General features: G+C 69.0%; 19 protein-coding genes. 11 read left to right on the forward strand and 8 right to left on the reverse strand.

The features are described 5' to 3' along the window. Positions 1-80: 80 nt before the first annotated feature. The 6 genes from secA to ACYCO6_RS10740 all read left to right on the forward strand — a co-directional run bounded on the left by secA (position 81) and on the right by ACYCO6_RS10740 (position 11,737). Complete coding sequence (gene secA, locus ACYCO6_RS10715) at positions 81-2,975, forward strand: preprotein translocase subunit SecA (RefSeq protein WP_459771750.1); 2,895 nt, start codon at positions 81-83, stop codon at positions 2,973-2,975. A 7-nt stretch (positions 2,976-2,982) separates the two neighbouring features. After that, positions 2,983-3,654 carry a dethiobiotin synthase gene (gene bioD, locus ACYCO6_RS10720; RefSeq protein ID WP_459771751.1) on the forward strand — a complete coding sequence of 224 codons (672 nt, stop codon included), beginning with the start codon at positions 2,983-2,985 and terminating at the stop codon, positions 3,652-3,654. Positions 3,655-3,775: 121 nt separating this feature from the next. Then, positions 3,776-5,719: a potassium transporter Kup gene (locus ACYCO6_RS10725; protein ID WP_459771752.1), complete on the forward strand. Its 1,944-nt coding sequence runs from the start codon at positions 3,776-3,778 to the stop codon at positions 5,717-5,719. 367 nt (positions 5,720-6,086) lie between these two features. Next, positions 6,087-7,487, forward strand: a complete 1,401-nt coding sequence (ahcY, locus tag ACYCO6_RS10730) for an adenosylhomocysteinase (RefSeq protein WP_459771753.1) — start codon at positions 6,087-6,089, stop codon at positions 7,485-7,487. A 382-nt stretch (positions 7,488-7,869) separates the two neighbouring features. After that, positions 7,870-10,422: a sensor histidine kinase gene (locus tag ACYCO6_RS10735; protein WP_459771754.1), complete on the forward strand. Its 2,553-nt coding sequence runs from the start codon at positions 7,870-7,872 to the stop codon at positions 10,420-10,422. A gap of 82 nt (positions 10,423-10,504) precedes the next feature. Continuing rightward, positions 10,505-11,737, forward strand: coding sequence for an MFS transporter (locus tag ACYCO6_RS10740; protein ID WP_459771755.1), 1,233 nt, complete (start codon positions 10,505-10,507; stop codon positions 11,735-11,737). 170 nt (positions 11,738-11,907) lie between these two features. On the opposite strand, the gene tolB is transcribed toward ACYCO6_RS10740, so the two are convergent. The 4 genes from tolB to tolQ all read right to left on the reverse strand — a co-directional run bounded on the left by tolB (position 11,908) and on the right by tolQ (position 15,802). Beyond that, positions 11,908-13,245: a Tol-Pal system beta propeller repeat protein TolB gene (gene tolB, locus ACYCO6_RS10745; protein WP_459771756.1), complete on the reverse strand. Its 1,338-nt coding sequence runs from the start codon at positions 13,243-13,245 to the stop codon at positions 11,908-11,910. A gap of 67 nt (positions 13,246-13,312) precedes the next feature. Beyond that, positions 13,313-14,605 carry a cell envelope integrity protein TolA gene (gene tolA, locus ACYCO6_RS10750; protein ID WP_459771757.1) on the reverse strand — a complete coding sequence of 431 codons (1,293 nt, stop codon included), beginning with the start codon at positions 14,603-14,605 and terminating at the stop codon, positions 13,313-13,315. Positions 14,606-14,614: 9 nt separating this feature from the next. Next, complete coding sequence (locus ACYCO6_RS10755; protein ID WP_459771758.1) at positions 14,615-15,061, reverse strand: ExbD/TolR family protein; 447 nt, start codon at positions 15,059-15,061, stop codon at positions 14,615-14,617. Positions 15,062-15,085: 24 nt separating this feature from the next. Next, complete coding sequence (tolQ, locus tag ACYCO6_RS10760) at positions 15,086-15,802, reverse strand: protein TolQ (RefSeq protein WP_459771759.1); 717 nt, start codon at positions 15,800-15,802, stop codon at positions 15,086-15,088. A gap of 308 nt (positions 15,803-16,110) precedes the next feature. Here tolQ and ACYCO6_RS10765 point away from each other — a divergent pair, with 308 nt between their 5' ends. Then, on the forward strand, positions 16,111-16,899 hold the full coding sequence (locus ACYCO6_RS10765) for an HpcH/HpaI aldolase family protein (protein ID WP_459771760.1): 789 nt from the start codon (positions 16,111-16,113) through the stop codon (positions 16,897-16,899). Here ACYCO6_RS10765 and ybgC read toward each other — a convergent pair. The 3 genes from ybgC to ruvB form a co-directional block, all read right to left on the reverse strand. Further along, entirely contained in the window at positions 16,885-17,355 is a 471-nt protein-coding gene (gene ybgC / locus ACYCO6_RS10770) for a tol-pal system-associated acyl-CoA thioesterase (protein ID WP_459771761.1), read from the reverse strand. The two genes, ACYCO6_RS10765 and ybgC, sit on opposite strands and share 15 nt — an antisense overlap. An 88-nt stretch (positions 17,356-17,443) precedes the next feature. Next, entirely contained in the window at positions 17,444-18,169 is a 726-nt protein-coding gene (locus tag ACYCO6_RS10775; RefSeq protein ID WP_459771762.1) for a DUF4142 domain-containing protein, read from the reverse strand. A gap of 368 nt (positions 18,170-18,537) precedes the next feature. Beyond that, the gene (ruvB, locus tag ACYCO6_RS10780) at positions 18,538-19,593 is read right to left on the reverse strand and encodes a Holliday junction branch migration DNA helicase RuvB (protein ID WP_459771763.1); all 1,056 of its coding nucleotides are present in this window, start codon (positions 19,591-19,593) and stop codon (positions 18,538-18,540) included. Between the two features lie 271 nt (positions 19,594-19,864). On the opposite strand from ruvB, the gene ACYCO6_RS10785 reads away from it, so the two are divergent. Together ACYCO6_RS10785 and ACYCO6_RS10790 are read left to right on the forward strand one after the other, a co-directional pair. Continuing rightward, a complete protein-coding gene (locus tag ACYCO6_RS10785; RefSeq protein WP_459771764.1) occupies positions 19,865-20,086 on the forward strand; it encodes a hypothetical protein in 222 nt (73 codons plus the stop codon). Between the two features lie 160 nt (positions 20,087-20,246). Beyond that, positions 20,247-20,621, forward strand: a complete 375-nt coding sequence (locus ACYCO6_RS10790; RefSeq protein WP_459771765.1) for a hypothetical protein — start codon at positions 20,247-20,249, stop codon at positions 20,619-20,621. On the opposite strand, the gene ACYCO6_RS10795 is transcribed toward ACYCO6_RS10790, so the two are convergent. Further along, complete coding sequence (locus ACYCO6_RS10795) at positions 20,593-20,949, reverse strand: hypothetical protein (RefSeq protein ID WP_459771766.1); 357 nt, start codon at positions 20,947-20,949, stop codon at positions 20,593-20,595. The two genes, ACYCO6_RS10790 and ACYCO6_RS10795, sit on opposite strands and share 29 nt — an antisense overlap. Before the next feature lie 73 nt (positions 20,950-21,022). Between ACYCO6_RS10795 and ACYCO6_RS10800 the strand changes: the two genes are divergently transcribed. Beyond that, the gene (locus ACYCO6_RS10800) at positions 21,023-21,916 is read left to right on the forward strand and encodes a GGDEF domain-containing protein (RefSeq protein ID WP_459771767.1); all 894 of its coding nucleotides are present in this window, start codon (positions 21,023-21,025) and stop codon (positions 21,914-21,916) included. A gap of 213 nt (positions 21,917-22,129) precedes the next feature. Beyond that, positions 22,130-22,819 (forward strand): LuxR C-terminal-related transcriptional regulator, encoded by a 690-nt coding sequence (locus tag ACYCO6_RS10805; protein ID WP_459771768.1) that lies wholly within the window; start codon positions 22,130-22,132, stop codon positions 22,817-22,819. Positions 22,820-22,840: the final 21 nt, after the last annotated feature.

The following is a 22,840-nucleotide window of genomic DNA, read 5'->3' on the forward strand; positions in this document are numbered from 1 at the left end:
CTCTATAAGCCCGGCCAACTCCGCCAAGGCCGGCCCGCCACGCTCACCCGTGGACGGGCTTGCGCGTCCGCAGGTCAACGATGCTCGGCTCAATCGCCAAGAAGATTTTCGGCTCCTCCAACGACCGCCGCGTCAAGGGCTATCGCCCGCGCGTGGCGCAGATCAACGCACTGGAACCGGAGATCCAGGCCCTGTCGGACGAGGCCCTGCGCGCCCGAACCGACATGCTGAAGGCCGAACTCGCGGCCGGCAAGAGCCTCGACGACATCCTCGTGCCGGCCTTCGCGACGGTGCGTGAGGCCGCCAAGCGCGTGCTGGGCCAGCGCCACTTCGACGTGCAGCTCATCGGCGGCATGGTGCTGCACGAGGGCGGCATCTCCGAGATGAAGACCGGCGAGGGTAAGACCCTGGTGGCCACGCTGCCGGTCTACCTCAACGCGCTCGACGGCAAGGGCGTCCACGTCGTCACGGTGAACGACTATCTCGCCTCGCGCGACGCGGAGTGGATGGGCCGGATCTACCGATTCCTGGGCCTTTCCGTGGGCACCATCGTGCACGGGCTCGACGATGCGCAGCGCAAGGACGCCTATGCCTGCGACATCACGTACGGCACCAACAACGAGTTCGGATTCGACTACCTTCGCGACAACATGAAGTACGAGATGTCCCAGCTGACGCAGCGGGGACACAACTTCGCGATCGTGGACGAGGTCGACTCGATCCTGATCGACGAGGCGCGCACGCCGCTCATCATCTCCGGCCCGGTGGACGACCGTTCGGAACTCTACGTCGCCGTCGATGCGCTGATGCCGCGGCTGCGCAAGGAATATTACGACCTCGACGAGAAGCAGCGCACCGTCTCGCTCACCGAGGAGGGCAATGAGTTCGTCGAGGAAGCGATGCGGGAGGCCGGCCTCCTGAAGGAGGGCGATCTCTACGACGCGCACAACGTCACCTTGGTCCACCACGTGAACCAGGCCCTGCGCGCCCACACGCTGTTCACCCGGGACAAGGACTACATCGTCAAGAACGACGAGGTGGTGATCATCGACGAGTTCACCGGCCGCATGATGCAGGGCCGGCGCTACTCGGAGGGCCTGCATCAGGCGCTCGAGGCCAAGGAGCGGGTCACGATCCAGCCCGAGAACCAGACGCTCGCCTCGATCACCTTCCAGAACTACTTCCGCCTCTACAAGAAGCTCGCCGGCATGACCGGCACGGCCTCCACCGAGGCGGACGAGTTTGCCGAAATCTACAAGCTCGACGTGGTCGACATCCCGACCAACAAGGAAGTCGAGCGTGTCGACGAGGACGACGAGGTCTACCGGACGGTCGAGGAGAAGTACGCGGGAATCATCGCGGAGATCGACAAGGCCCATGCCCGCCACCAGCCGATCCTGGTGGGCACCGGCTCGATCGAGAAGTCCGAGCACCTCGCCGAGCTGCTGAAGAAGCATGGCTACACGCTGCTCGACTATTCCGACCCGAACGCGCTGACCGACGTCTACGCCGCCGCCCGCGAGGGCCGCGTCACCAAGCGCTTCGCCGTGCTGAACGCCCGCTTCCACGAGCAGGAGGCCTACATCGTGGCCGAGGCCGGCGTGCCGGGCGCGATCACCATCGCCACCAACATGGCCGGCCGCGGCACCGACATCAAACTCGGCGGCAATCTCGAGATGCGCATCGAGAAGGAGCTGGGGCACCTCGCCGACGGTCCCGAGAGGAACGCTGCCATCGAGGCGATCAAGGCGGAGATCGCCGAGAACCGCGCCAAGGTGCTGGCCTCGGGCGAGCCGGCCGATCCTGCGGCGGGCCGCAAGAAGGACCTGCCGGGCGGCCTCTACATCATCGGCACCGAGCGCCACGAATCGCGGCGCATCGACAACCAGCTCCGCGGCCGCTCCGGCCGCCAGGGCGATCCGGGCCGCTCGAAGTTCTACCTGTCGCTTCAGGACGACCTGATGCGCATCTTCGGCTCCGACCGCATGGACGGGATGCTGCAGAAGCTCGGCCTGGAGCAGGGCGAGGCGATCATCCACCCCTGGATCAACAAGGCCATCGAGAAGGCGCAGCAGAAGGTCGAGGCGCGCAACTTCGACATGCGCAAGAACGTGCTCAAGTACGACAACGTCATGAACGACCAGCGCAAGGTCGTCTTCGAGCAGCGCCGCGACTTCATGGGCCAGGAGAGCGTCCGCGAGACCGTCGACGAGATGCGTGAGGGCGTGATCGACGACCTCGTGGCCCGCCACATCCCGGAGAACGCCTACGCGGAGCAGTGGGACGTCGCCGGTCTGCGCGAGCAGGTGAAGGAGATTCTCAATCTCGACGTCCCGGTGGAGGATTGGGCCAAGGAAGAGGGCATCGCCGACGAGGAGATGCGCGAGCGCCTGCTCAAGGCGGCCGAGGAGGCCTACGCGGCCCGGACCGAGAAGAACGGCGCCGAGGTCACCGCCTATATCGAGAAGCAGGTGCTGCTCCAGACCCTCGACCATCTCTGGCGCGAGCACCTCGTGACGCTCGACCACCTGCGGCAGGTGATCGGCTGGCGCGGCTTCGCCCAGCGCGACCCGCTCAACGAGTACAAGTCCGAGGCGTTCGACCTCTTCAACGGTCTCGTGACGGCGCTGCGCGAGCAGGTCACGGCACAGCTCTCGCGGGTCGAGATCATGTACCAGGAGCCGCAACAGGGAGACTTCCCGGGCGCGGCTCCAGAACTGCCCCCGATGTTCGCCCAGCATCTCGACCCGGTCACCGGCGAGAACGAGATGGATTACGCCGGGCGCGGCTCGGGCAGCGACGGCGGCGGCGGCCCGGCCTTTGGCTTCGCGGCGCAGGGGCTGGCGGCAGATGGGGCCGTGCTGGAACGCGACCCGAACGATGCCACCACCTGGGGCCGCGTCGGGCGCAACGAGCCGTGCCCATGCGGCTCGGGCAAGAAGTACAAGCACTGCCACGGCAGCCTCCAGGCCTGAGGCCGGCATGCCCGCGCGGGCGGTCTTCATCGCCGGGGCCGGGACCGAGATCGGCAAAACCTACGTCACCGCGGCGCTGACCCGGCGCCTGCGGGAACGGGGTCGGCCCGTCCGGACCCTGAAGCCGCTCGCGAGCGGCGTGCCGCCGCTGAGCGATCCCGGTTTCGCCGAGAGCGACACCGCCCGCCTTCTGGATGCGCAGGCCCTTCCGGTCGATGCGGACACCGTCGAGAGCTGCTCACCCTGGCGGTTCTCCGCGCCGCTCTCGCCCGACCAGGCCGCAGTGCTGGAGGGCCGCTCCGTGGCACTCGCGGACCTCGTCGCATGGTGTCGCGCGCAGATCGCCTGCACGGATGGGACGCTGCTGATCGAGGGCGTCGGCGGATTGATGAGCCCAGTGACTGAGACGGCGACCGGCCTCGACTGGCTCCGGGCGCTCGGCCTGCCGGCGATTCTCGTCTCCGGCAGCTACCTCGGGGCGATCAGCCACGCGCTCACCGCCCGCGAGACCCTGCGCCTGCACGGTGTGACGCTGCTCGCGGTGGCGGTCAGCGAGAGCGAAGGCGCGCCGGCGCCGGCCAGCACTGTGGCGGCGTCGATCGCCCGCCATGCCGATGCGCCGGTCTTCTGCCTGAAACGCGGTGACGCCTGTCCCGCGGGCCTCGCGGATCTGGTCTGACGTCGGCTGGCCGGCATCGGTCCGACGAAGCTGACGGGCCGCTGGACGGGTTGGCTGCAGTCGCCAAGTCTTGCCGGGTATGGCGCGCCCTGCTCTGGGAGCGTCCTGCGGGAGCCATGTGTTGAGTCAGTCCCTTGCCCCCGCAGCACGGCCCGCCTCCAAGGCCGGGACCGAAACAGGCGAGCTGGCGCGTGGCAGGCTGAGGCCTGCCCTGATCCTCGGCGCGCTGGGTGTGGTCTACGGGGACATCGGCACGAGCCCGCTCTACGCGTTCAAGGAGGCGGTGAAGGCCGCGACTGCGGGCGGGGCGGCGGTGCCGGCGGCGGCCATTGGGGCGGTGTCGCTGATCCTGTGGTCGCTGATCCTGATCGTCTCGCTCAAATACGCCGTGCTGATCCTGCGGGCCGACAACCGCGGCGAGGGCGGCATCGTCGCCATGCTGGCGCTGCTCGGCGCCCGGCAGGCGCGGCCGGGGACCTGGAAGGCGCTGCTCCTGGTGGTCGGGCTGGTCGGGGCGGCGCTGCTCTACGGCGACGGGGCGATCACGCCGGCCATCTCGGTGCTCTCGGCCATCGAGGGCCTGAAGGTCGATGCCCCGGCGCTCGGGCCCTACGTGGTGCCGATCACCATCGCGATCCTGCTGGCGCTGTTCCTGGTCCAGCACAAGGGCGTGGCCGCCATCGGCCGCGTCTTCGGACCCGTCATGCTCGTCTGGTTCGTCGTGCTCGGCCTTCTGGGGATCGCCGGCATCATTGCCGATCCCGACGTGCTCGCGGCCCTGAACCCGTTCCGGGCCGCGGACTTCATGCTGCATGCGGGCTGGCACGTGAGCTTCGCGATGCTGGGCGCCGCCTTCCTAGCGGTGACCGGCGGCGAGGCCATGTACTCCGATCTCGGCCATTTCGGCGCCAGACCGATCCGCACGGCTTGGTTCGGCCTCGTGCTGCCCGCGCTTGTGCTCAACTATTTCGGTCAGGGTGCGCTGCTGCTCTCCGCGCCGGACGCGATCGAGAACCCGTTCTTCCGCCTGTCGCCCGCCTGGGGCCACCTGCCGCTCATCGCGCTGGCCACGATGGCCACGATCATCGCGTCGCAGGCGATCATCTCGGGCGTGTTCTCGCTGACCCAGCAATCCATCCAGCTCGGCTTCCTGCCGGCCATGCGCATCGTCCAGACGGCGCGGGAGGAGCGCGGCCAGATCTACGTGCCGATGGTGAACTGGTTGCTCGCCGTCGCAACCCTCGCGGCAGTCCTGATGTTCGGCTCGTCCGACGCGCTGGCCGGCGCCTACGGCATCGCGGTTTCCATGCTCATGGGCATCACCACGATCCTGGCGGCGCTGATCGCCCTGCGCTGGGGCTACAACCCGCTCCTGGTCTGTGCGGTCAACGGCTTCTTCCTCGTCATCGACACCGTGTTCTTCGCGGCCAACAGCGTGAAGATCACGGAGGGCGGATGGTTTCCGCTGCTGCTCGCCGGCGCCGTCGCGCTGATGATGCTGACGTGGAAGAAGGGCAACGAGCTGGTGGAGGCGGCGCGGGTCGCCCTGCGGCTGCCGGAGGATGTCTTCCTGACCGGCCTACAGCACCGCGACCTGCTGCGGCTGCCAGGCACGGCAGCGTTCCTGTCGGCGGCGGAGCACGGGATCCCGCTGCACCTCTCGCGCTTCGTCGAGCGCAATCATGCCCTGATGGAACGCATCCTGATCATCACGGCACTCTACGAGGAGACGCCCACCGTCCCGGCGGAACAGCGCGCGCACGTGACGATCCTGGCGCCCGACTTCTACCGCGTGATCCTCCGCTACGGCTTCATGGAGGAAGCGTCGATCCTTGAGGGGCTCGCCAGCGCCGTGGAGGCCCGCCATCTGCCGGCCCACGTGCTCGACGACATGACCGTGTTCGTCGGGCACGAGACGGTAATCCCCAAGAACGACAAGCGGGGCATGTCGCCCTGGCGCGAGAACCTGTTCGCCTTCATGCAGCGCAACGCCGAGCGCACGGGCGCCTTCTTCGGCGTGCCGACCCGGCAGGTGGTCGAAGTAGGTACTGAGATCGAGATCTGACGGGTCGCGAGACGGAGCAGAGTCACGCGCGCGCATCGCCACCCGGGACCGGGCGCCGTCACGCCGCCCTGGAACCGTGGCCTTCCGGCATCGTCGCGCCCCAACGCACGCGATGCGCCCCTGCGGTGCTCGGTGGATCGGAGGGAAACCATGAACAGGGACTATTTCGAGGGCCGCATTCGCCACCTGCGCGGCCGAGCCGCCGACCGAGTCCACGCGGCCTCAGGGCCGAAGCGGGGCTGACGGTTCCGCGGCCGCTCCGCCGAGCGGAACGCATAAAGACATCTTTATGTCTTGATTGCTTCATAACCCGCGAGGTGGTAGGGGCTGGCCCCGAACCGCAACGCGAACACGGAGCCATCGACTCATGGCCAAGGATTACATCGTCAAGGACATCGGGCTGGCCGATTATGGCCGCAAGGAGATCTCGATCGCCGAGACGGAGATGCCGGGCCTGATGGCGGTCCGCGAGGAGTACGGCGCGGCGCAGCCCCTGAAGGGCGCCAAGATCGCCGGCTCGCTCCACATGACGATCCAGACCGCGGTGCTGATCGAGACCCTGAAGGCGCTCGGCGCCGACATCCGCTGGGTCTCCTGCAACATCTACTCGACCCAGGACCACGCCGCCGCCGCCATCGCGGCCGCCGGCATCCCGGTCTTCGCCGTGAAGGGCGAGACCCTGGAGGAGTACTGGGACTACACCTCGCGCCTGTTCGACTGGCATGACGGCGGCATGCCGAACATGATCCTCGACGACGGGGGCGACGCCACCATGTTCGTGCATCTCGGCCTGCGCGCCGAGCGCGGCGACACCGCCTTCCTCGACAAGCCGGGCAGCGAGGAGGAGGAGATCTTCTTCGCGCTCCTCAAGAGGAAGCTCGCCGAGAAGCCGAAGGGCTGGTTCGCCGGCCTCGCCGACAGCATCAAGGGCGTCTCCGAGGAGACCACCACGGGCGTCCACCGCCTCTACGTGCTGGCCAAGGAGGGCAAGCTGCTCTTCCCGGCCATCAATGTGAACGACTCGGTCACCAAGTCGAAGTTCGACAACCTCTACGGCTGCCGCGAGTCGCTGGTGGACGGCATCCGCCGCGGCACCGACGTGATGATGGCCGGCAAGGTCGCCATGGTCGCGGGCTTCGGCGATGTGGGCAAGGGCTCGGCCTCGTCGCTGCGCCACGCCGGATGCCGCGTGCTCGTCTCTGAGGTCGATCCGATCTGCGCCCTGCAGGCCGCGATGGAAGGCTACGAGGTCGTCACCATGGAGGATGCCGCCCCGCGCGCCGACATCTTCGTGACCGCCACCGGCAACAAGGACATCATCACCATCGAGCACATGCGGGCGATGAAGGACCGGGCCATCGTCTGCAACATCGGCCACTTCGACAACGAGATCCAGGTCGCCGGCCTGAAGAACCTGAAGTGGACCAACATCAAGCCGCAGGTCGACGAGATCGAGTTCGCCGACGGCCACCGCATCATCCTCCTGTCGGAGGGTCGCCTGGTGAACCTCGGCAACGCCACCGGACACCCGTCCTTCGTGATGTCGGCCTCGTTCACCAACCAGACGCTCGCCCAGATCGAGCTCTGGACCAACCCGGGCAAGTACCAGAAGCAGGTCTACACCCTGCCGAAGGCGCTCGACGAGAAGGTCGCGGCGCTGCACCTGGAGAAGATCGGCGCCAAGCTGTCGAAGCTGCGCCCCGATCAGGCCGCCTATATCGGCGTCTCCGAGAGCGGCCCGTTCAAGCCCGAGCACTACCGCTACTGAGGACGGAACAGCCTGGGTTCGGCGCGGTCCCGCGCCGAACTGTGAGTTGTAATCTCTCCAGGCCGGTCCCGGCCCGGACCGGCGATCCGACAGACCCTTCGAGGCCCGGCGCGCTGCGTCGGGCCACTTCGTTTGTCAAGCGGAGGATGCGGGTTCGAACTGTGTCTTCTGTGTGTCGTTAACGAGCGATTGTACCTGGCCGACCTATTGCCACGCTTCGTTCCCCTTCCGGGGCGATTCCGCCGCACGGTAGAGTGCTGGCGAATCTTAGATCGATGGGGCCGCGCCGGTTCGGAAGAATCGCCGCGGGAACGGTGCGTTCTGCGCTGCGCGAAGACGCGCGCCGCTCGGGCCGGCATCGGGGGCGGGGGCAGGGCAAGCCATGGGTGTCGGTCGTGCGACACACGTTCGAATCTGCGTGGGTGCGCTCGCCCTGACTACAGCGAGCGCGGCGCTGGCCGAACTGCCCGAGGCAGCGGCGGCCCGTCCGGCGCGCGAGATCCACAGCGTGGCGGCGCTGGCTATCTTCGCGGGCCTCGTCGTCTTCGCGGTGATCCTCTCGCTGCTCCATCTGTACGAGCGCGCGCGCTGGACCCGTCGTGAGCGCGAACTCGCCAGCGCCCTCGACGTCCTGCGCGGCGCCCACGACCGCGCCGAGATGCTGCTCAACGCCGAGCGGCAGATCATCGTCACCTGGGACAGGCGCAGCGAGCCGGTGGTGGAGGGCGACATCAGCCTGGCCATCTACGGCGAGCGGCCGACTTCGGGCTATGCCCGTCGCGTGCTCGCCTTCGGGACGTGGCTCGTCCCCTCCGACGCTGCCGCCATCGAGGCCGCGGTGGAGACCCTTCGGGCGCGCGGCACGAGCTTCGCGTTGAGCCTCCAGACGCAGACCGGCCGCAGCATCGACGCGCACGGTCAGGCGGTGGCGGGCCGCGCGCTCCTGCGCCTGCGCGAGACCAGCCAGGAGCGCTGCGAGATCGCCGATCTGCGCGCGACCCTGGACGAGACCCGCAGGGGCCTGTCGGCCCTCTCCGGCCTCCTTGACGCGATCCCGCAGCCGGTTTGGCGGCGCAACCGCGAGGGGGGCCTGAGCTGGGTCAACGCCGCCTACGTGGCCGCCGTTGAGGCCGAGAGCCGCGAGGACGCGCTCGATTCCGGCATCGAGCTGTTCGACCGCCCGGCCCGGGAATCCATCGCCCGTGAGGAGGCCGCCCGCTCCGCCGGCCTGACCCGGAGCGTCCCGCGCCTCTCGGCCATCGTGGCCGGCAGCCGGCGCATGCTCGACGTGTTCGAGACGAGTCTCGACAGCGGCCGGGTCGGCATCGCCATCGACGTGTCCGAGCTGGAGAGCGTCCGCGCCGACCTGCAGCGGCAGATGAACGCCAATGTCCGCACCCTGGACCAGCTGCCCACCGCGGTGGCGATGTTCGACGTGTCGCAGCGGCTGATCTTCCACAACGCCGCCTATCGCCAGCTCTGGGACCTCGATCAGGCCTTCCTCGACAGCCGCCCCTCCGACGGCGAGATCCTGGATCACCTGCGGGCGGAGCGGAAGCTCGAGGAGCACGCGGATTTTCGCGGCTGGAAGCAGGGGGTGCTCGCCGCCTACCGCGCCGCGGAAGCGAACCAGACCTGGTGGTACCTGCCGGACGGCCGGACGCTGCGCGTCGTTGCGGACCCGAACCCGCAGGGGGGCCTCACCTATCTGTTCGACGATGTCTCGGATCGCCTGAACGCCGAGTCCCGCTACAACGCTCTGCGTCGGCTCCAGGCGGAGACGCTGGACACCCTCGCCGAGCCGGTCGCCGTGTTCGGAGCCGACGGGCGGCTGACGCTCGCCAACCGCGCCTTCTGCACCGTGTGGCGGCTCGATCCCGCCATGGTGGAGGAGCGCCCGCACGTCGATGCCGTCATCGCCGCCTGCCGGTCACTGGCCCCGGCGGAGGAACCGTGGCTCGATATCCGCGACGCGGTGGTCGGACTGGAATCGCGTAGCGCCCGGTCGTGCCGCCTGGAAGTCGTGGACGGGACCGTTCTGGACTGTGCCGCCCAGCCTCTCCCGGAGGGCGCGACGCTCCTCACCCTGATCGACATCACCGCGAGCGTGAACGTCGAGCGTGCGCTCACCGAGAAGAACGACGCGCTGGAGAAGGCCGCGCAGCTGCGCGATACCTTCGTGCACCACGTCTCCTACGAGTTGCGCTCCCCGCTCACCAACATCATCGGCTTCACCCAGCTCCTCGGCGACGAGACGGTGGGCGCGCTCAACGAGCGCCAGCGCGAATACGCCGACCACATCATGCGCTCCTCGGCGGCTTTGCTCGTCATCATCAACGACATCCTCGACCTCGCCTCGATCGATGCCGGCTCGCTGGAGCTGCAGCGGGAAGAGGTCGACGTCCAGGCGACCGTCGAGGCGGCCGTGCGGGGCATCGAGGACCGGCTCGCCGAGTCGCACATCACCCTCGCGCTCGACGTGCCGGAGGATATCGGCAGCGTCCACGCAGACGGGAAGCGGGTCCGCCAGATCCTGTTCAACCTGCTCTCGAATGCCGTCGGCTTCTCGGATGCCGGGCAGCGCGTGGAGGTCCATGCCCGGCGGGATGCCCAGGAGCTTCTCCTGAGTGTACGCGATTACGGCCGCGGCATGCCGCCGGAGATCGCCGATTCGGTTTTCAACCGCTTCGAGAGCCACACCCTCGGCACGCGCCACCGGGGGGTCGGCCTCGGCCTGTCGATCGTGCGGTCCTTCGTCGAGCTGCACGGCGGCAGGGTCCTGCTGGAGACGGCGCCGGGCAGCGGAACCTGCGTCACCTGCACCTTCCCGATCGATCTAGCCGAAGAGCCTCGGCGCGACTCCTTCCCGGAGACCCGGCCGTCCGGACCGTCGGCCGTGGCGACGCCGCGCAAGCCCGGATTGGTGCTGCATTAGGACATCGCGGGACAACCGACATCCGCCGCGCACCCCTTACCGTCAGGCTTGATTCTTCCGCCTGTCCCGCGCAGCAGGGGGTATGTCCGCACATGATCGCTCCGGCTGGGCCGTCTTCGGCATCGGCGATTTCCGGCTGTTCGGGGCGGCCCGCTTTCTCACGGGCCTCGCCTATCAGATGCAGGCGGTGGCGATCGGCTGGTTCGTCTACGACCTGACCCATTCCGCCCTGGCGCTCGGCCTCGTGGGTCTGGCGGGCTTCCTGCCGGCGGTTCTCTGTGCGCTGATCACCGGCCATGTCGCGGATGCCTATGACCGCCGCCTGGTCGGCGCTGCGGCCTTCGCGCTTCAGAGCGCGGCGAGCTTCGGCCTCCTCGCCTACGCACTGGCAGGCTTCCAGGAGGTCTGGCCGATCTACGCCCTTGTGATCCTCGTCGGCACGGCCCGGGCCTTCGCCAACCCGGCCCTGCAGGCGCTGCTGCCGACGCTCGTGCCGGGCCTGCAATTCAGCTCGGCCATCGCGTGGAACGCCTCCCTCTGGCAGAGCGCCTCGGTGATGGGCCCGGCCCTCGGCGGCCTGCTCTACGCGCTGGGACCGTCCGTGGTGTTCGGCAGCGCCGGGGCGAGCTTTGCCCTGGCCAGCGTCCTGACAGGGCTCATCCGCTTCCGGCCTGCGCCGGTCGGCGAGCGGCCGCGAATCACCTGGGCGGCGCTCTCGGCCGGCATCGACTACATCCGGTCGCAGCCGGTGGTCCTCGGGGCGATCAGCCTGGATCTGTTCACGGTCCTCCTCGGGGGCGCGACGGCTCTGCTTCCGATCTACGCCGGGGAGGTGTTGCATGTCGGGCCCCTCGGCCTCGGCGCGCTCCGCAGCATGCCGGCCTTCGGGGCGGTCGCCATGGCGGTGCTCCTGGCCAACCGCCCGCTCCGCCGGCACGCCGGCCTACGCATGCTCCGGGCCGCCGCGGTGTTCGGCGCCGCCACTGTGGCCTTCGGCCTCTCGACCTCGCTGCCGCTGTCGATGGCCTGCCTGTTCGTCACGGGCGCGGCCGACATGATCTCGGTCTACGTGCGCCAGACCTTCGTGCAGGGCGAGACGCCCGACGCCATGCGCGGCCGGGTCTCGGCGGTGAACACGGTGTTCATCGGGGCCTCGAACGAACTCGGAGAGTTCGAATCCGGGGTGCTCGCCGCCGCGATCGGTGCGGTCCCGGCGGTCGTGGCCGGCGGCGCGGCGACGATTGGCGTCGCGCTGCTCTGGGGTTGGCTGTTCCCGGCGCTGCGTGCGCGCGACCGGCTGATGGTGCAGAGGTGAAGCCGGGATGATCCTGCGCAAGTCCTCATCCTGAGGCGCGAGCGGTGCGAGGCTCGCAGGAGGCTCCGGGGATGCGCGGCTGGCTGGAAGCCTCGTGCGAGCCTCGCACCTCATCATGAGCGAGTCTGATGGGGCAGGCGGCCGCCGCCGGAACGTCGGACCGCCCGCGCTCAACGCCCCGCCAGGAGCGGCGACCAGGTCGGGTCGGAGGCGTAGGCGGGGGTCGGGACCGGCTGCTCAACGCGGCCGGTGATGTCGACCATGAACAGCTTGCCGCCACCCTGGCCGCCGGGATCGCGGAAGAACAGCACGTACTGCCCGTTCGGCGCGAAGGTCGGCCCCTCGTTGTGGAAGCCCTCGGTGAGGACGCGCTCGCCGGTCCCGTCGGGCTTCGACACGCAGATGGCGAAGCCGCCGTTGCGCTGGCGGGTATAGGCGATCAGGTCACCCCGCGGTGACCAGGCCGGCTGCGAGGCCGAGCCCGGACCAAAGGTGATGCGGTGCGGGTTCGAGCCGTCCGCGCCCATCACGTAGACCTGCTGAGAGCCGCCGCGGTCGGATTCGAAGGCGATCTGCGACCCATCCGGCGAGTAGGTCGGCGAGGTGTCGATCGCCATGCCGTTGGTGATCGAATGCTGGGCCTTCGAGGCGATGTCCATCGTCACGATGTCGGCGTTGCCGCCCTGCTGCACGCTCATGACGAGCTTGCGCCCATCCGGCGAGAAGCGCGGGCTCGCGCTCATGGAGTCCACGTTGCCCAGCGCCTGCCGCGAACCGGTCTCCAGATTGATCACCTGGACCCGTGGCTGATGGCCGGTGGCCTGCGCCATGAAGGCAATATCCTGTGTGGCGGGCGAGTAGCGCGGTGCCACGATCGACATCTCGCCGGTGGTGATCGCCCGGACATTGGCGCCGTCCTGATCCATGACCATCAGGCGCTTGCGGCGGTTCTCCTTCGGGCCGGTCTCGTCCACGAAGGCGATGCGGCTGTCGAACCAGGGCCCGAGGCCGGTGATCTTGGTATAGACCGCGTCGGAGATCAGGTGGCCGGTGCGCCGGGCATTCGCGGCATCGGTGCCGTATTGCTGGCCGGTCATCTGCTGACCGGAGGTCACGTCCCAGAGCCGGAACTCGACCTTGAGCCGGCCACCCTCGCGAACCACGCGGCCGGTGACGAGGCCCTGGACTCCGGTGGCCCGCCACTTCTCGAAGTTCGGGGCCGCGTCGAAGTTCGGCTGCTCGGGGAAGCGGGCGTGATCGAGGGGCGTGAAGTAACCTGAGCGGCGCAGGTTGTTGGTGACCACGCCGGAGACGAGACCGCCGAGGCTCGGGTCGCCGCCGAAATCCGCGATGGCGATCGGCATGGGCTGGAAGTTGCCGCCGCCGATGCGCAGCTGCAGCTGCGCCTGAGCCGGGGCTGCCAGGAACGCGGTCAGCAGGGCGATGGCCGCGATCAGACGCGCGGCAAAGGACGTCGGGACGCGCCCGACGGAGGGCATGTGCAGCATGGTGGGTCGGATCCGAGTGACGATCAGACGAGGATTCGGGTGAGGGCAGGGGACGGGCTGGGCGGCCTCAGGTCGCCGTGAACTCGAACTCCGCGTTGATGGCCTTCCAGTCGTTGTAATACGGCGCGTAGGTGGCCGGTATGTTGTACGGCGCACAGCGGCGGACCGCCCGGAGCGCAGCTTGCGCGATCGACTGGTCCACCGCGCTGGCCCCCCCGCGCATGATCCGCGGCTCCGTGCTCAGCGAACCGTTCGGGTTCAGGCGGATGTCGAGAACCGGTAGCACCACGCCCTGAGCCGCCCCGGGAGGCGCCGAGTAGCAGCGCTCGATCTGCTGCTGGAGCAGGCCGACGAGAGCATCCCGCAAGGACGGCGAGAGGCGCTGCGCGTTGCCGGTCGCGGCGCCGAGCGCCGCCACCTTCTGCACCGTGTGGCCGGTGGCGCCGGTCGATTGTGACGGCGCCTTCGAGGCGAGCATCGAGCGGATGTCGCCCGCGTTGAACTTGTCGGCGAGTTCGGCCTGCTTGCGCGCCTTGGCCTCGGCGTCGGCCTTGGCCTTCGCGTCCGCCATGGCCTTGGCCTTCGCCTTGGCGGCGGCCTCGGCTTTAGCGGCCGCCTCGGCCTTCGCGGCCTCAGCCTTCGCCTTGGCGGCGGCCTCCGCCTTCTCGCGCTCGGCTTCGGCCTTGGCCTCCGCGATCTCCTTCTGGCGTTCGGCTTCCGCCTCGGCCTTGGCCTTCGCGTCGGCGGCCTTCTTGGCCGCTTCTTTGGCGGCTTCGGCCTTCTTCGCGGCGGCGGCCTTCTGGGCGGCCGCCGCGGCCTCGGCCTCCTGCTTCTCGATCAGCTTCTCGAGCTGCTCGCGCTTCTCGGCCTCGGCCTTGGCGGCGGCAGCCTTCTCCGCCGCGGCCTTCTCGGCCGCCTTCTCCGCGGCCTTGGCGGCCGCCTTCTCGGCGTCGCGCCTCTCCTGCGCGGCCTTCTCGGCGGCCTTGGCGGCCTGCGCGGCCTCTTGCGGGTCCGGTTCACCGCGCAGCGGCATCTCCTCCGCATTGGCGAGCTTCATCTCGGCCGTGCGGGTGGGGGCGGTGGGCGCGTCGGTCTTGGCGTTCTCGGGCTCGCGATCCTCGAACTTCTCGGCCTTGCGGTCGGCGCGCGAGGTGGCGTTCGGCATCGGCTTGTCGGCCTGCCGCTCGCCCTTCGTGATCTCGGAGAACTGATTCTCGGTGATCACCTCGACGGGCACGCCCTCCTGGGCCTCGGGCAGGGCCGGGGCCGCGACGCTGAACAGCGCCAGCGCGAGGAGCGCCACGTGGGTGCCGGCGGAGATCCAGACACCCGGTTCCTTGCGGTCGAAGCGGAACTCCACGGCGCGGCCCTACTGATGCTCGGGCTCGGTGACGAGGGCGACCTTCTTGAAGCCGCCGCCGGTCACGATCGCCATCACCTGCGCCACGCGGCCATAATCGACCCGCTTGTCGCCGCGCACGAAGACCCGCTCCTCGGTGCCGGTCTTGGCGGTCTCGGTGAGCTTCGGGACGATCATGTCGTCGGTGAGCTCGTCCTCACCGAGGAAGACCTGTCCGGTCTGGCGGATCGAAAGGGTGATCGGCTTCACGTCGGAATTGAGCGGGGAGGCCTTGGATTGCGGCAGATCGAGGGGCACGCCCACGGTCATCATCGGCGCCGCGACCATGAAGATGATCAGGAGCACCAGCACGACGTCGATGAACGGCGTCATGTTGATCTCATTGATGGCGCCACCGCGCCGGCCCCTGCGCCGACGCCGCTTGCCGCCCTGCGACGCGCCCGCTGCCATGCCCATGGATCGGTCTCCTCTGGATCAGCGTCAGGCGGCGAGCGGGAGCCGCTCATCGATCTGGCGGGAGAGGATGGCGGAGAATTCGTCGGCGAAGCCCTCCAGCCGCGACTGCGACTTCGCCACCTCGGCCTGGAGCTTGTTGTAGGCGAGCACGGCCGGGATCGCCGCGAACAGGCCGATCGCGGTGGCGAACAGTGCCTCGGCGATGCCGGGGGCGACGACCGCAAGAGATGTGTTCTTCGAGGCCGCGATCGACGTGAACGCGGTCATGATGCCCCAGACCGTGCCAAACAGGCCGATATACGGACCCGCCGAGCCGATCGAGGCGAGGAACAGGAGGCGCGATTCCAGCCGCTCGACCTCGCGGTGGATGGTCACGTCGAGCTGCTTCTCGATGCGCTGCGACAGAGACTGGATCTGCCGGCCCGAGCCCTCGAAGGAGCGCTTCCACTCCCGCATGGCCGCCACGAACACGGCGGCGAGGCCCGTGGCCGGCCGGTCGTTGAACGAGCGGAACAGCTCCTCCAGGGAGCGGCCGGACCAGAACGCGTCCTCGAACGCGTCCATCTCGGCCCGGGTCCGGCGGAAGAGGAGCGTCTTGTCGACGATGATCGACCAGCACCAGATCGAGGCGCTGAGCAGCCCGATCATCACGATCTTGACGACGAAGTGGGCCTGCAGGAACAGCCCGAGCAGCGTCATGTCGGCGACAGGCGCGGCCTGCATCGCGTCGGCTGGGTTCATCCGTCGAGGTCTCCTGCTCCGGATCGCGATGCGCCGGGCGAGGCCCGCGTCCGCCGGATCCGTGAGCGATTTCAACGCTGTCGCCCGCGAATCTGTCGAAAGTAAGGGCCGTCGGCGGCCCCCGCGCCCCGCCATGGCATCGGCTCCGTTAAGGCCGCGGCAGGGTTAAGGATCGGTTTCGATCCCGGCGATCCTGAGGCATCCGGCTGTTCGAACGGGGGCAGCGGGCTGGACCTGCCGAAACCGGCTCCCTTATGGTCCCCCCAGCGGCGCCGAGTCGCGAGCCCTGCGAGGCACACAGGACGCGCATGACCCTCCCCGTTCCCAGCCTGCCTGACCTGCTGCCCACCGGCCCGGCGCGGTTCCTCGGCTGGTCCATGATCGCGGACCCGATGGTGGCCGGCGCCCTGGCGCGGGCGGGCTTCGACGCGGTTCTCTTGGACCAGCAGCACGGAGCCTACGACTATCGATCCTGCTGCGCTGCGATTACCGAGGTGGCCCTCGCCGGAAAGTCGGCTCTGGTGCGCGTGCCGGTGGGCGACTTCGCCATGGTCTCGCGCATGCTCGATGCGGGAGCCGCCGGCGTCGTGGCCCCCATGATCAACACGGTGGCGGACGCCCGGGCCCTCGCCGCGGCCGCGAAGTTCCCGCCGATCGGCCAGAGGAGCTGGGGCCCAGACCGTGCCATGTGGCTATCGAGCCTCCGGGACAGCTCCGAGTACCTCGCGGAGGCCAACGGGCGCGCCCTGACGATCGCCATGTGCGAGACGGAGGGGGCGATCGCGGAGCTCGAGGCGATCCTTGCCGTGCCGGGCATCGACGGTGTGCTGGTGGGTCCTGCCGACCTATCGATCGCCCTTTCGAAGGGCGCGGCCTTCGATCCGCTCGGTGCCGCCGTCAGCGCCGCGATCGCCGAGATCGCGCGCAAGACGCGGGCAGCGGGCAAGATTCCCTGCGCCTTCGCGCCGTCGCCCGCACGGGCACGGGAGATGGTCGGAATGGGCTACCAGCTCGTCTCGATCGAGTACGATGCGATGACGATCGTCAACGCGTTCGCCCGGGTCATCCGCGAGACCGATCCGTCACGGGCCGGCTGACGGCTCACCGGCCGGAGCGGAGGCGAAGCGCTGCCGCAGGGCATCCGGCAGGCGGACCGCGCGACCGTCGCGAACGCAGGCGACCGTGACCTCCGCCGCAACCAGAAGCTCATCGCCGCGGCGGACCTCTTGATCCAGTTGCATCGAAGCGCCGCGCAGAGCGCGCGTGCGGGTGAGGACCATCAGCAGATCGTCCATTCGAGCCGGGCGGATGAAGTCGAGGCTCATCCGGCGCACCACGAAGACGAGTCCGCTGGCCTCGCGGTGCAGGTCGGACTGGTCGCCGGCGAGTTCGCGGAGCAGCTCTGTCCGGCCGCGCTCCAGGAACCTCAGGTAGCTGGCGTGGTACACGAAGCCCGAGAAATCAGTGTCTTCGTAGTAGACGCGTACCCCCAGCCGATGCGGCGGGCCGCCACCTTCCGCCGGGTCACTGATCACGGGCTCGGACGCGCTCATGCGGGTCCTTTAGCGGCCCGCCGAGATCGGACGCAACACGACGAGGGCCGCCGAGGCGGCCCTCGTGTGGTCGGGTCTGCGTCGGCGATCAGCCGCCGATGCGGGCCGCCAGGCTCGCCGAATGAGCGTGCTCGTCGGCGATGTAGGGCAGGGCCTCGGTGGCGAACCGGCGGCCCTGAGCGTTGTCGCCGGACTTCGCGTAGGCATCGTACAGAGCGAGGGTGCGGGCGTCGGAGCGCGCCTGCTGGTCGATGTAGGTGCGGTCGAAGGCGCGACCGTTCGGCGCTGACTGGAGCTGCGCCAGGCGAGCCTGCCCCCGCTCGCCCAGAGCCACGCGGCGGCCGGGCTCGGCCGGGCTGTTGTCGACGAGGCCGACGGCGCCCAGGGCCCCGCCCACGATCCCGGTGCCGATGTTGGCGGCGACAGTCACCGGGGCAAGCACAAGGCCGACCGGGTTGCTCAGGTCGGTCCGGATGCCCTGATTGTCCGAGACCACGGAGCCGTTGCGCGACAGGGAGGTGTTGGGGGGCAGCAGCGCGTCGGTGGTTGCCCTGCGCTCGACGAGGACGCGGTTGGCGTAGTTGCGGACCCGCGGGTTGCGCGAACGCTGGAGGGCGATGCGGCTCGCCTCGATGCTGGCAGCGTCCGACCGCAGAGCCTCGGCGCGGAACGCGGGGGTCTCGGTCGCGGCGGCCCCGACGCCTTCCTGATTGGCGAAGGGCGACACGCGGATCGGAAGGGCGTCCTGCGCGAAGGCTGGCGCCGACAACGCGGCAGCTGACAGGCCGAGGACGGCAAGCGTAATCTTCTTCATGGCGGAAGTTTATCCCTGACGTTGTTCTTGATGGCTCGAAGATCTGTCGCGAGCCGAGGGGCAGGGCCTCGATCCCGACAGCCTCGCCAGCGCCGCGCGGACTTGGCGCGGTCGCCTCCACAACTGGCGCGTTTTGGCGCTGTTCCACGATGGGAGGCGATTTTTCACCGCCAGATCTCGTTCGCGCCGCGCGATCAAGCGTGGCTATAGTATCGCGACAGCCGCAGAAAATTGCAGCGCCGACAGGGTCTTGCTCATGACGCAGCGCACAATCACGCATCGGCCGCCCCCAGGAGCAACCTCAACGACTTATGACCGCCGCGAAATCCAGACTTGAATCCTGCGCATAGAGAGTGGACCGGGCAACGTCAGTCTTCGTCCCCGTTTAAGAAGCCGAACTGGCCATTCGGATCCCGCTTAGGCTCGGGCAAGCGCATGTGGCGGTAGGCGTGGCGGGTGAGGACGCGGCCGCGGGGGGTGCGCTGCACGAAGCCGCGCTGGATGAGATAGGGCTCGATGATGTCCTCGATCGCATCCCGCGGCTCCGACAAGGCCGCCCCGATCGTCTCGATCCCCACCGGTCCGCCCCCGAACGCGGTCGCGATCAGGCTCAGGTACTTGCGGTCCATCACGTCCAGACCCGCCCCGTCCACGTCGAGCAGCTGCAGCGCCCGGTCGGCGATCGCCCGCGTCACCGTCTCGGCCTCGGCCACCACGGCAAAGTCCCGCACCCGCCGCAGCAGACGCCCGGCGATCCGCGGCGTGCCGCGCGCGCGCCGGGCGATCTCGTTGGCGCCCTCCGCCGACATGCCCAGGCCCAGCACCCGCGCCCCGCGCGCCACGATCTGCTCCAGCTCGTCGATCTCGTAGAATTCCAGCCGGATCGGAATGCCGAACCGGTCGCGCAACGGCGTGGTCAGCAGCCCCGCCCGGGTGGTGGCGCCCACCAGCGTGAACTTGGGCAGCTCGATCTTGACCGAGCGCGCCGCCGGCCCTTCGCCGATGATCAGGTCGAGCTGGTAATCCTCCATGGCCGGGTAGAGGATCTCCTCGACCGCCGGGTTGAGCCGGTGGATCTCGTCGATGAACAGCACGTCGCGCTCTTCCAGGTTGGTGAGCTGCGCGGCCAGATCCCCGGCCTTGGCAATCACCGGCCCGGAGGTCGAGCGGAAGTTCACCCCAAGCTCGCGCGCCACAATCTGGGCGAGCGTGGTCTTGCCCAGACCCGGCGGGCCGACAAACAGCACGTGGTCCAGCGCCTGCCCGGTCTTCTTCGCCGCCTCGATGAAGATCTGCATGTTGGCCCGCGCCGCACGCTGCCCGATAAACTCGGACAGGCTCAGCGGACGGATCGTCTGATCCACGTCCTCGGCGCGCTTCTCCGGAGTCAGGAGCGCGTTGGTCGGAGGCTTCGGCTTGCTCATGAACCCTTGCTTCGTGGACCGGACCTCGCAGCCCCCGATCAGGGGCCTCCGGGCGCCGTCGTGTCCGGGTTTGTTCCTCCTTAACCGCGAAAGCCGGGAAAGCTAAGCGCCGCGCGCCGAACCTGCCGCCGCGCCGCGGCGGCCCCGGTCAGCGATAAGACGGCCCACACCATCGACGGTCGCCGATGAAACCGAAGCGGCCGCCCGCGCATTCAAGGAGCGATCCCCCAAGCACGGCCGCAGAGCGTTCTGACCCGCTATGAAGATCCGTATGATTGCAGCCGGCGTGGCCAGCGCCGTCCTCCTTCTCGCCCCCCTCGCTGCGCAGGCCGCGGCCGGACCGAGCGAGACCAAGGTCGCCGACGCCGGCTCCCAGGTCCATCCGGCCGCCGCGGTGGAGCGGGAGGACGACACAACCTGCAGCAGGGCGCGGCGCCGCCTCTGGATCGAGGGCGAGGGCTGGGTCGTCCGGCGGATCACCACCTGCCGCTGACCCTGCAGGGCCCCGAGGACCACCCCGCGGCAAGCCGGCTGGGCATAGCGCGGCGCTTACGCAGTCTGCGCGGCTGGAGGCCCGGAACGACGGGTGGTCCGGTCTGTTCCCCTGTTTCCTGCGCGACCCGGTCGCGCCGACGCGCATCGGAGCCCGTCCCATGGCGACCCGGACACTTCTGACGCTCCTCGCCCTCACCCTGGTCACCCCGGCCTCGGCGCAGACTTTCCGCGGTGGCGAGGTCTACGTGCCGGCCTATGCGGGCGATGACGGTTTCGCCGGGGAGTTCGTGCGCGGAACCTATATCGGCGCGCCTCTGACGCGGGTGCCCCGCCCGACCCAGATCGTCCCGGCGCCCTGGAGCTACGGCACCTACGGGATTCCGACCGTGTCGGGCATCGCGTCGCCACCGGCGGCGCAGCCCACGCTCACGGTCATCAACGCCACCAGCCCGGAGAGGCGACGCCGCGGCGCGGCCGGGGACAGCCGTGCCACAGGAGCGCGCGTCATCGCTGTTCAGGTTCCCCGGCGCTGAGCGCGGCATACCATTCGGCATAGGGCGTATTGCGGACCAGCCGCCGGTTGAGGTCGGGCGCGCCGTCCTGCCACCAGACCGGACCGCGCTCACCCAGAGCGGTCTTGACCGCGTCCACCGCGTCCCGGGCGGTGGCGAGCGCGTCCGCGGCGCCCGCCTCGCCGGCCCGCTCAGCCCGTTTGGCCGCCTTCACGGCCCGGCGCGCCGCCATCAGCCGGGTGACCAGCGCCTGCCGGCTTTCCGGCGTCAGGCCAGGATTGGCGCGCCGCCACAAACGGCCACGGACGACGATATAGCGCTGATCTGGAGTGGTTATCACCACGCTCATGCTGGAATTTGGCCCGTTGTGGGTGAGTTAAGTCTTCCGGCGTACACGATGGACATCGCTTCCGAGCCGCGTCATGCAGATCGTCATCGTCGATTCGAGCCGCGTCGTGCTTCAGATCATCGCCTCGTTGATCGAGCCGCGGGGCCATGCCGTGCACGCTTTCACGGATTCCGAGCAGGCGCTGCAATTTCTCGCCGCAACCCCCTCGGTCCGCGTCCTGATCACGAGCCTTGAGGTGCGTCCGCTCTGCGGGCTGGAACTCTGCTGGTCCGCGCGGCTGCTCTCGGAGGAACGGGGACCGCTGCACGTTATCACGATGTCGTCAGCCCGCAATGTCCGCAGCCTCGCCGAAGCCCTCGACAGCGGGGCCGACGACTTCATCGAGAAGCCGCCCAGCGCCCAGGAACTGAACGCCCGGCTGCGCGCGGCCGAGCGCCTCACCACGATGCAGGAGGAACTGATCCGTCTCGCCGAAACGGATCCGCTCACCGGTTCCTATAACCGCCGCGCGTTCTTCAACCGGGCGCGCAGCGCGGCCGATCAGAATCGGCACCCCGGCAGGATCTCGGCAATCCTGCTCGACATCGACCATTTCAAACGGATCAACGATGAGCATGGACACGATGTCGGCGACGTGGCGATCAAGGCGGTGGCCGACCTGATCGCCGGGGAGGGCATTGCCGGCCGGCTCGGCGGAGAAGAATTCGGCATCGTGCTTCCGGGCTGCTGTCTTTCCGAAGCGGCCGCACGGGCCGAGCGAATGCGCGCGAACGTCCAGGCCCTGCGAATCCGCGGCAGCATGGGCATGATCGGGTTGAGCTGCAGCCTCGGCGTCAGCACCTGGATCGACGACGACAGCATCGAGGACCTGATCAAGCGCGCGGACATCGCCCTGTATGCGGCCAAGAGCGGCGGCCGCAACCGCGTCGTTCCGTACCAGGGCGGGGCCTTCACTGTCGCGCGCTGAAACAGCCGCGCTGCCCCGTATCGACACACCTCAGATTCGCCGAATCACGGCTTGTCCCAGTCCGGAGCACCGCAAGGCAGAATAGTGCCGGAAATCTCGCAATTTTGCCAATATAAAGATTAATATTCACCACAGGTTCCTGGAATGGATCTTGGAACTTCGCTCCCGATCCCGGCCCCCTGTATCAAGCCGGGAGTAAAGAGGTGCGAGGTCATGAGTACGGCCGTTGGCGTCCTGATCCTGGATGAACCGCAGGACCTGAGCGCGACTGTTCGCGCCACTCTGGAGCACATGCCGGAGTTCCACACGATCGGCGAAGAGGACTTGGATCAGGCGAGCGCCGGGAACGCGGTTGCCCTGGTCTTCCTCGACGAGATCCGGCTCGCGGACGGGATCGCCCGGATCGCCGGCCTGAAGGAGCGCCAGCCCGAACTCCGGACGCTCGTGGCCTTCGGAGCCCTGACCGCCGACGACCTGCGTGCGCTCCTGGCCGCTGGCGCCGACGCCTTCGTGGCGCGCTCGAAATCCCCGCGGGAACTCGGGGCTGCGCTGCTCGCCCTCGCGGAAGGATCGGACTGCCTGGTTCCGCCTGAGCAGCCGGCCGGGATGCCGGCCGAGCAGGGGGACGGTCTCGGGCTCACGCCGCGCGAGGCCGAGGTGCTGCGGTTCCTCAGCTCGGGCTTCAGCAACAAGGAGGTGGCCCGGCGCCTGGCGCTGAGCGTGCGCACGGTGGAGACCCATCGGCTCAACCTGCGCCGGAAGACCCAGACCGGGCGGCTGAAGGACTTGGTATCGCTCGCCCGCCAGCTCGGGCTGGCGCCGGTGGTGGACAGCGGCGATCAGGCCCGACGCGGCACCGACAGCCGCTCCCCGTCGGGTAACGACAACCAGTCCCGGCACTGACCCTGCGTTCCGAGCGGCCCC

It is taken from the genome of Methylobacterium sp. CM6257, from assembly GCF_054611515.1.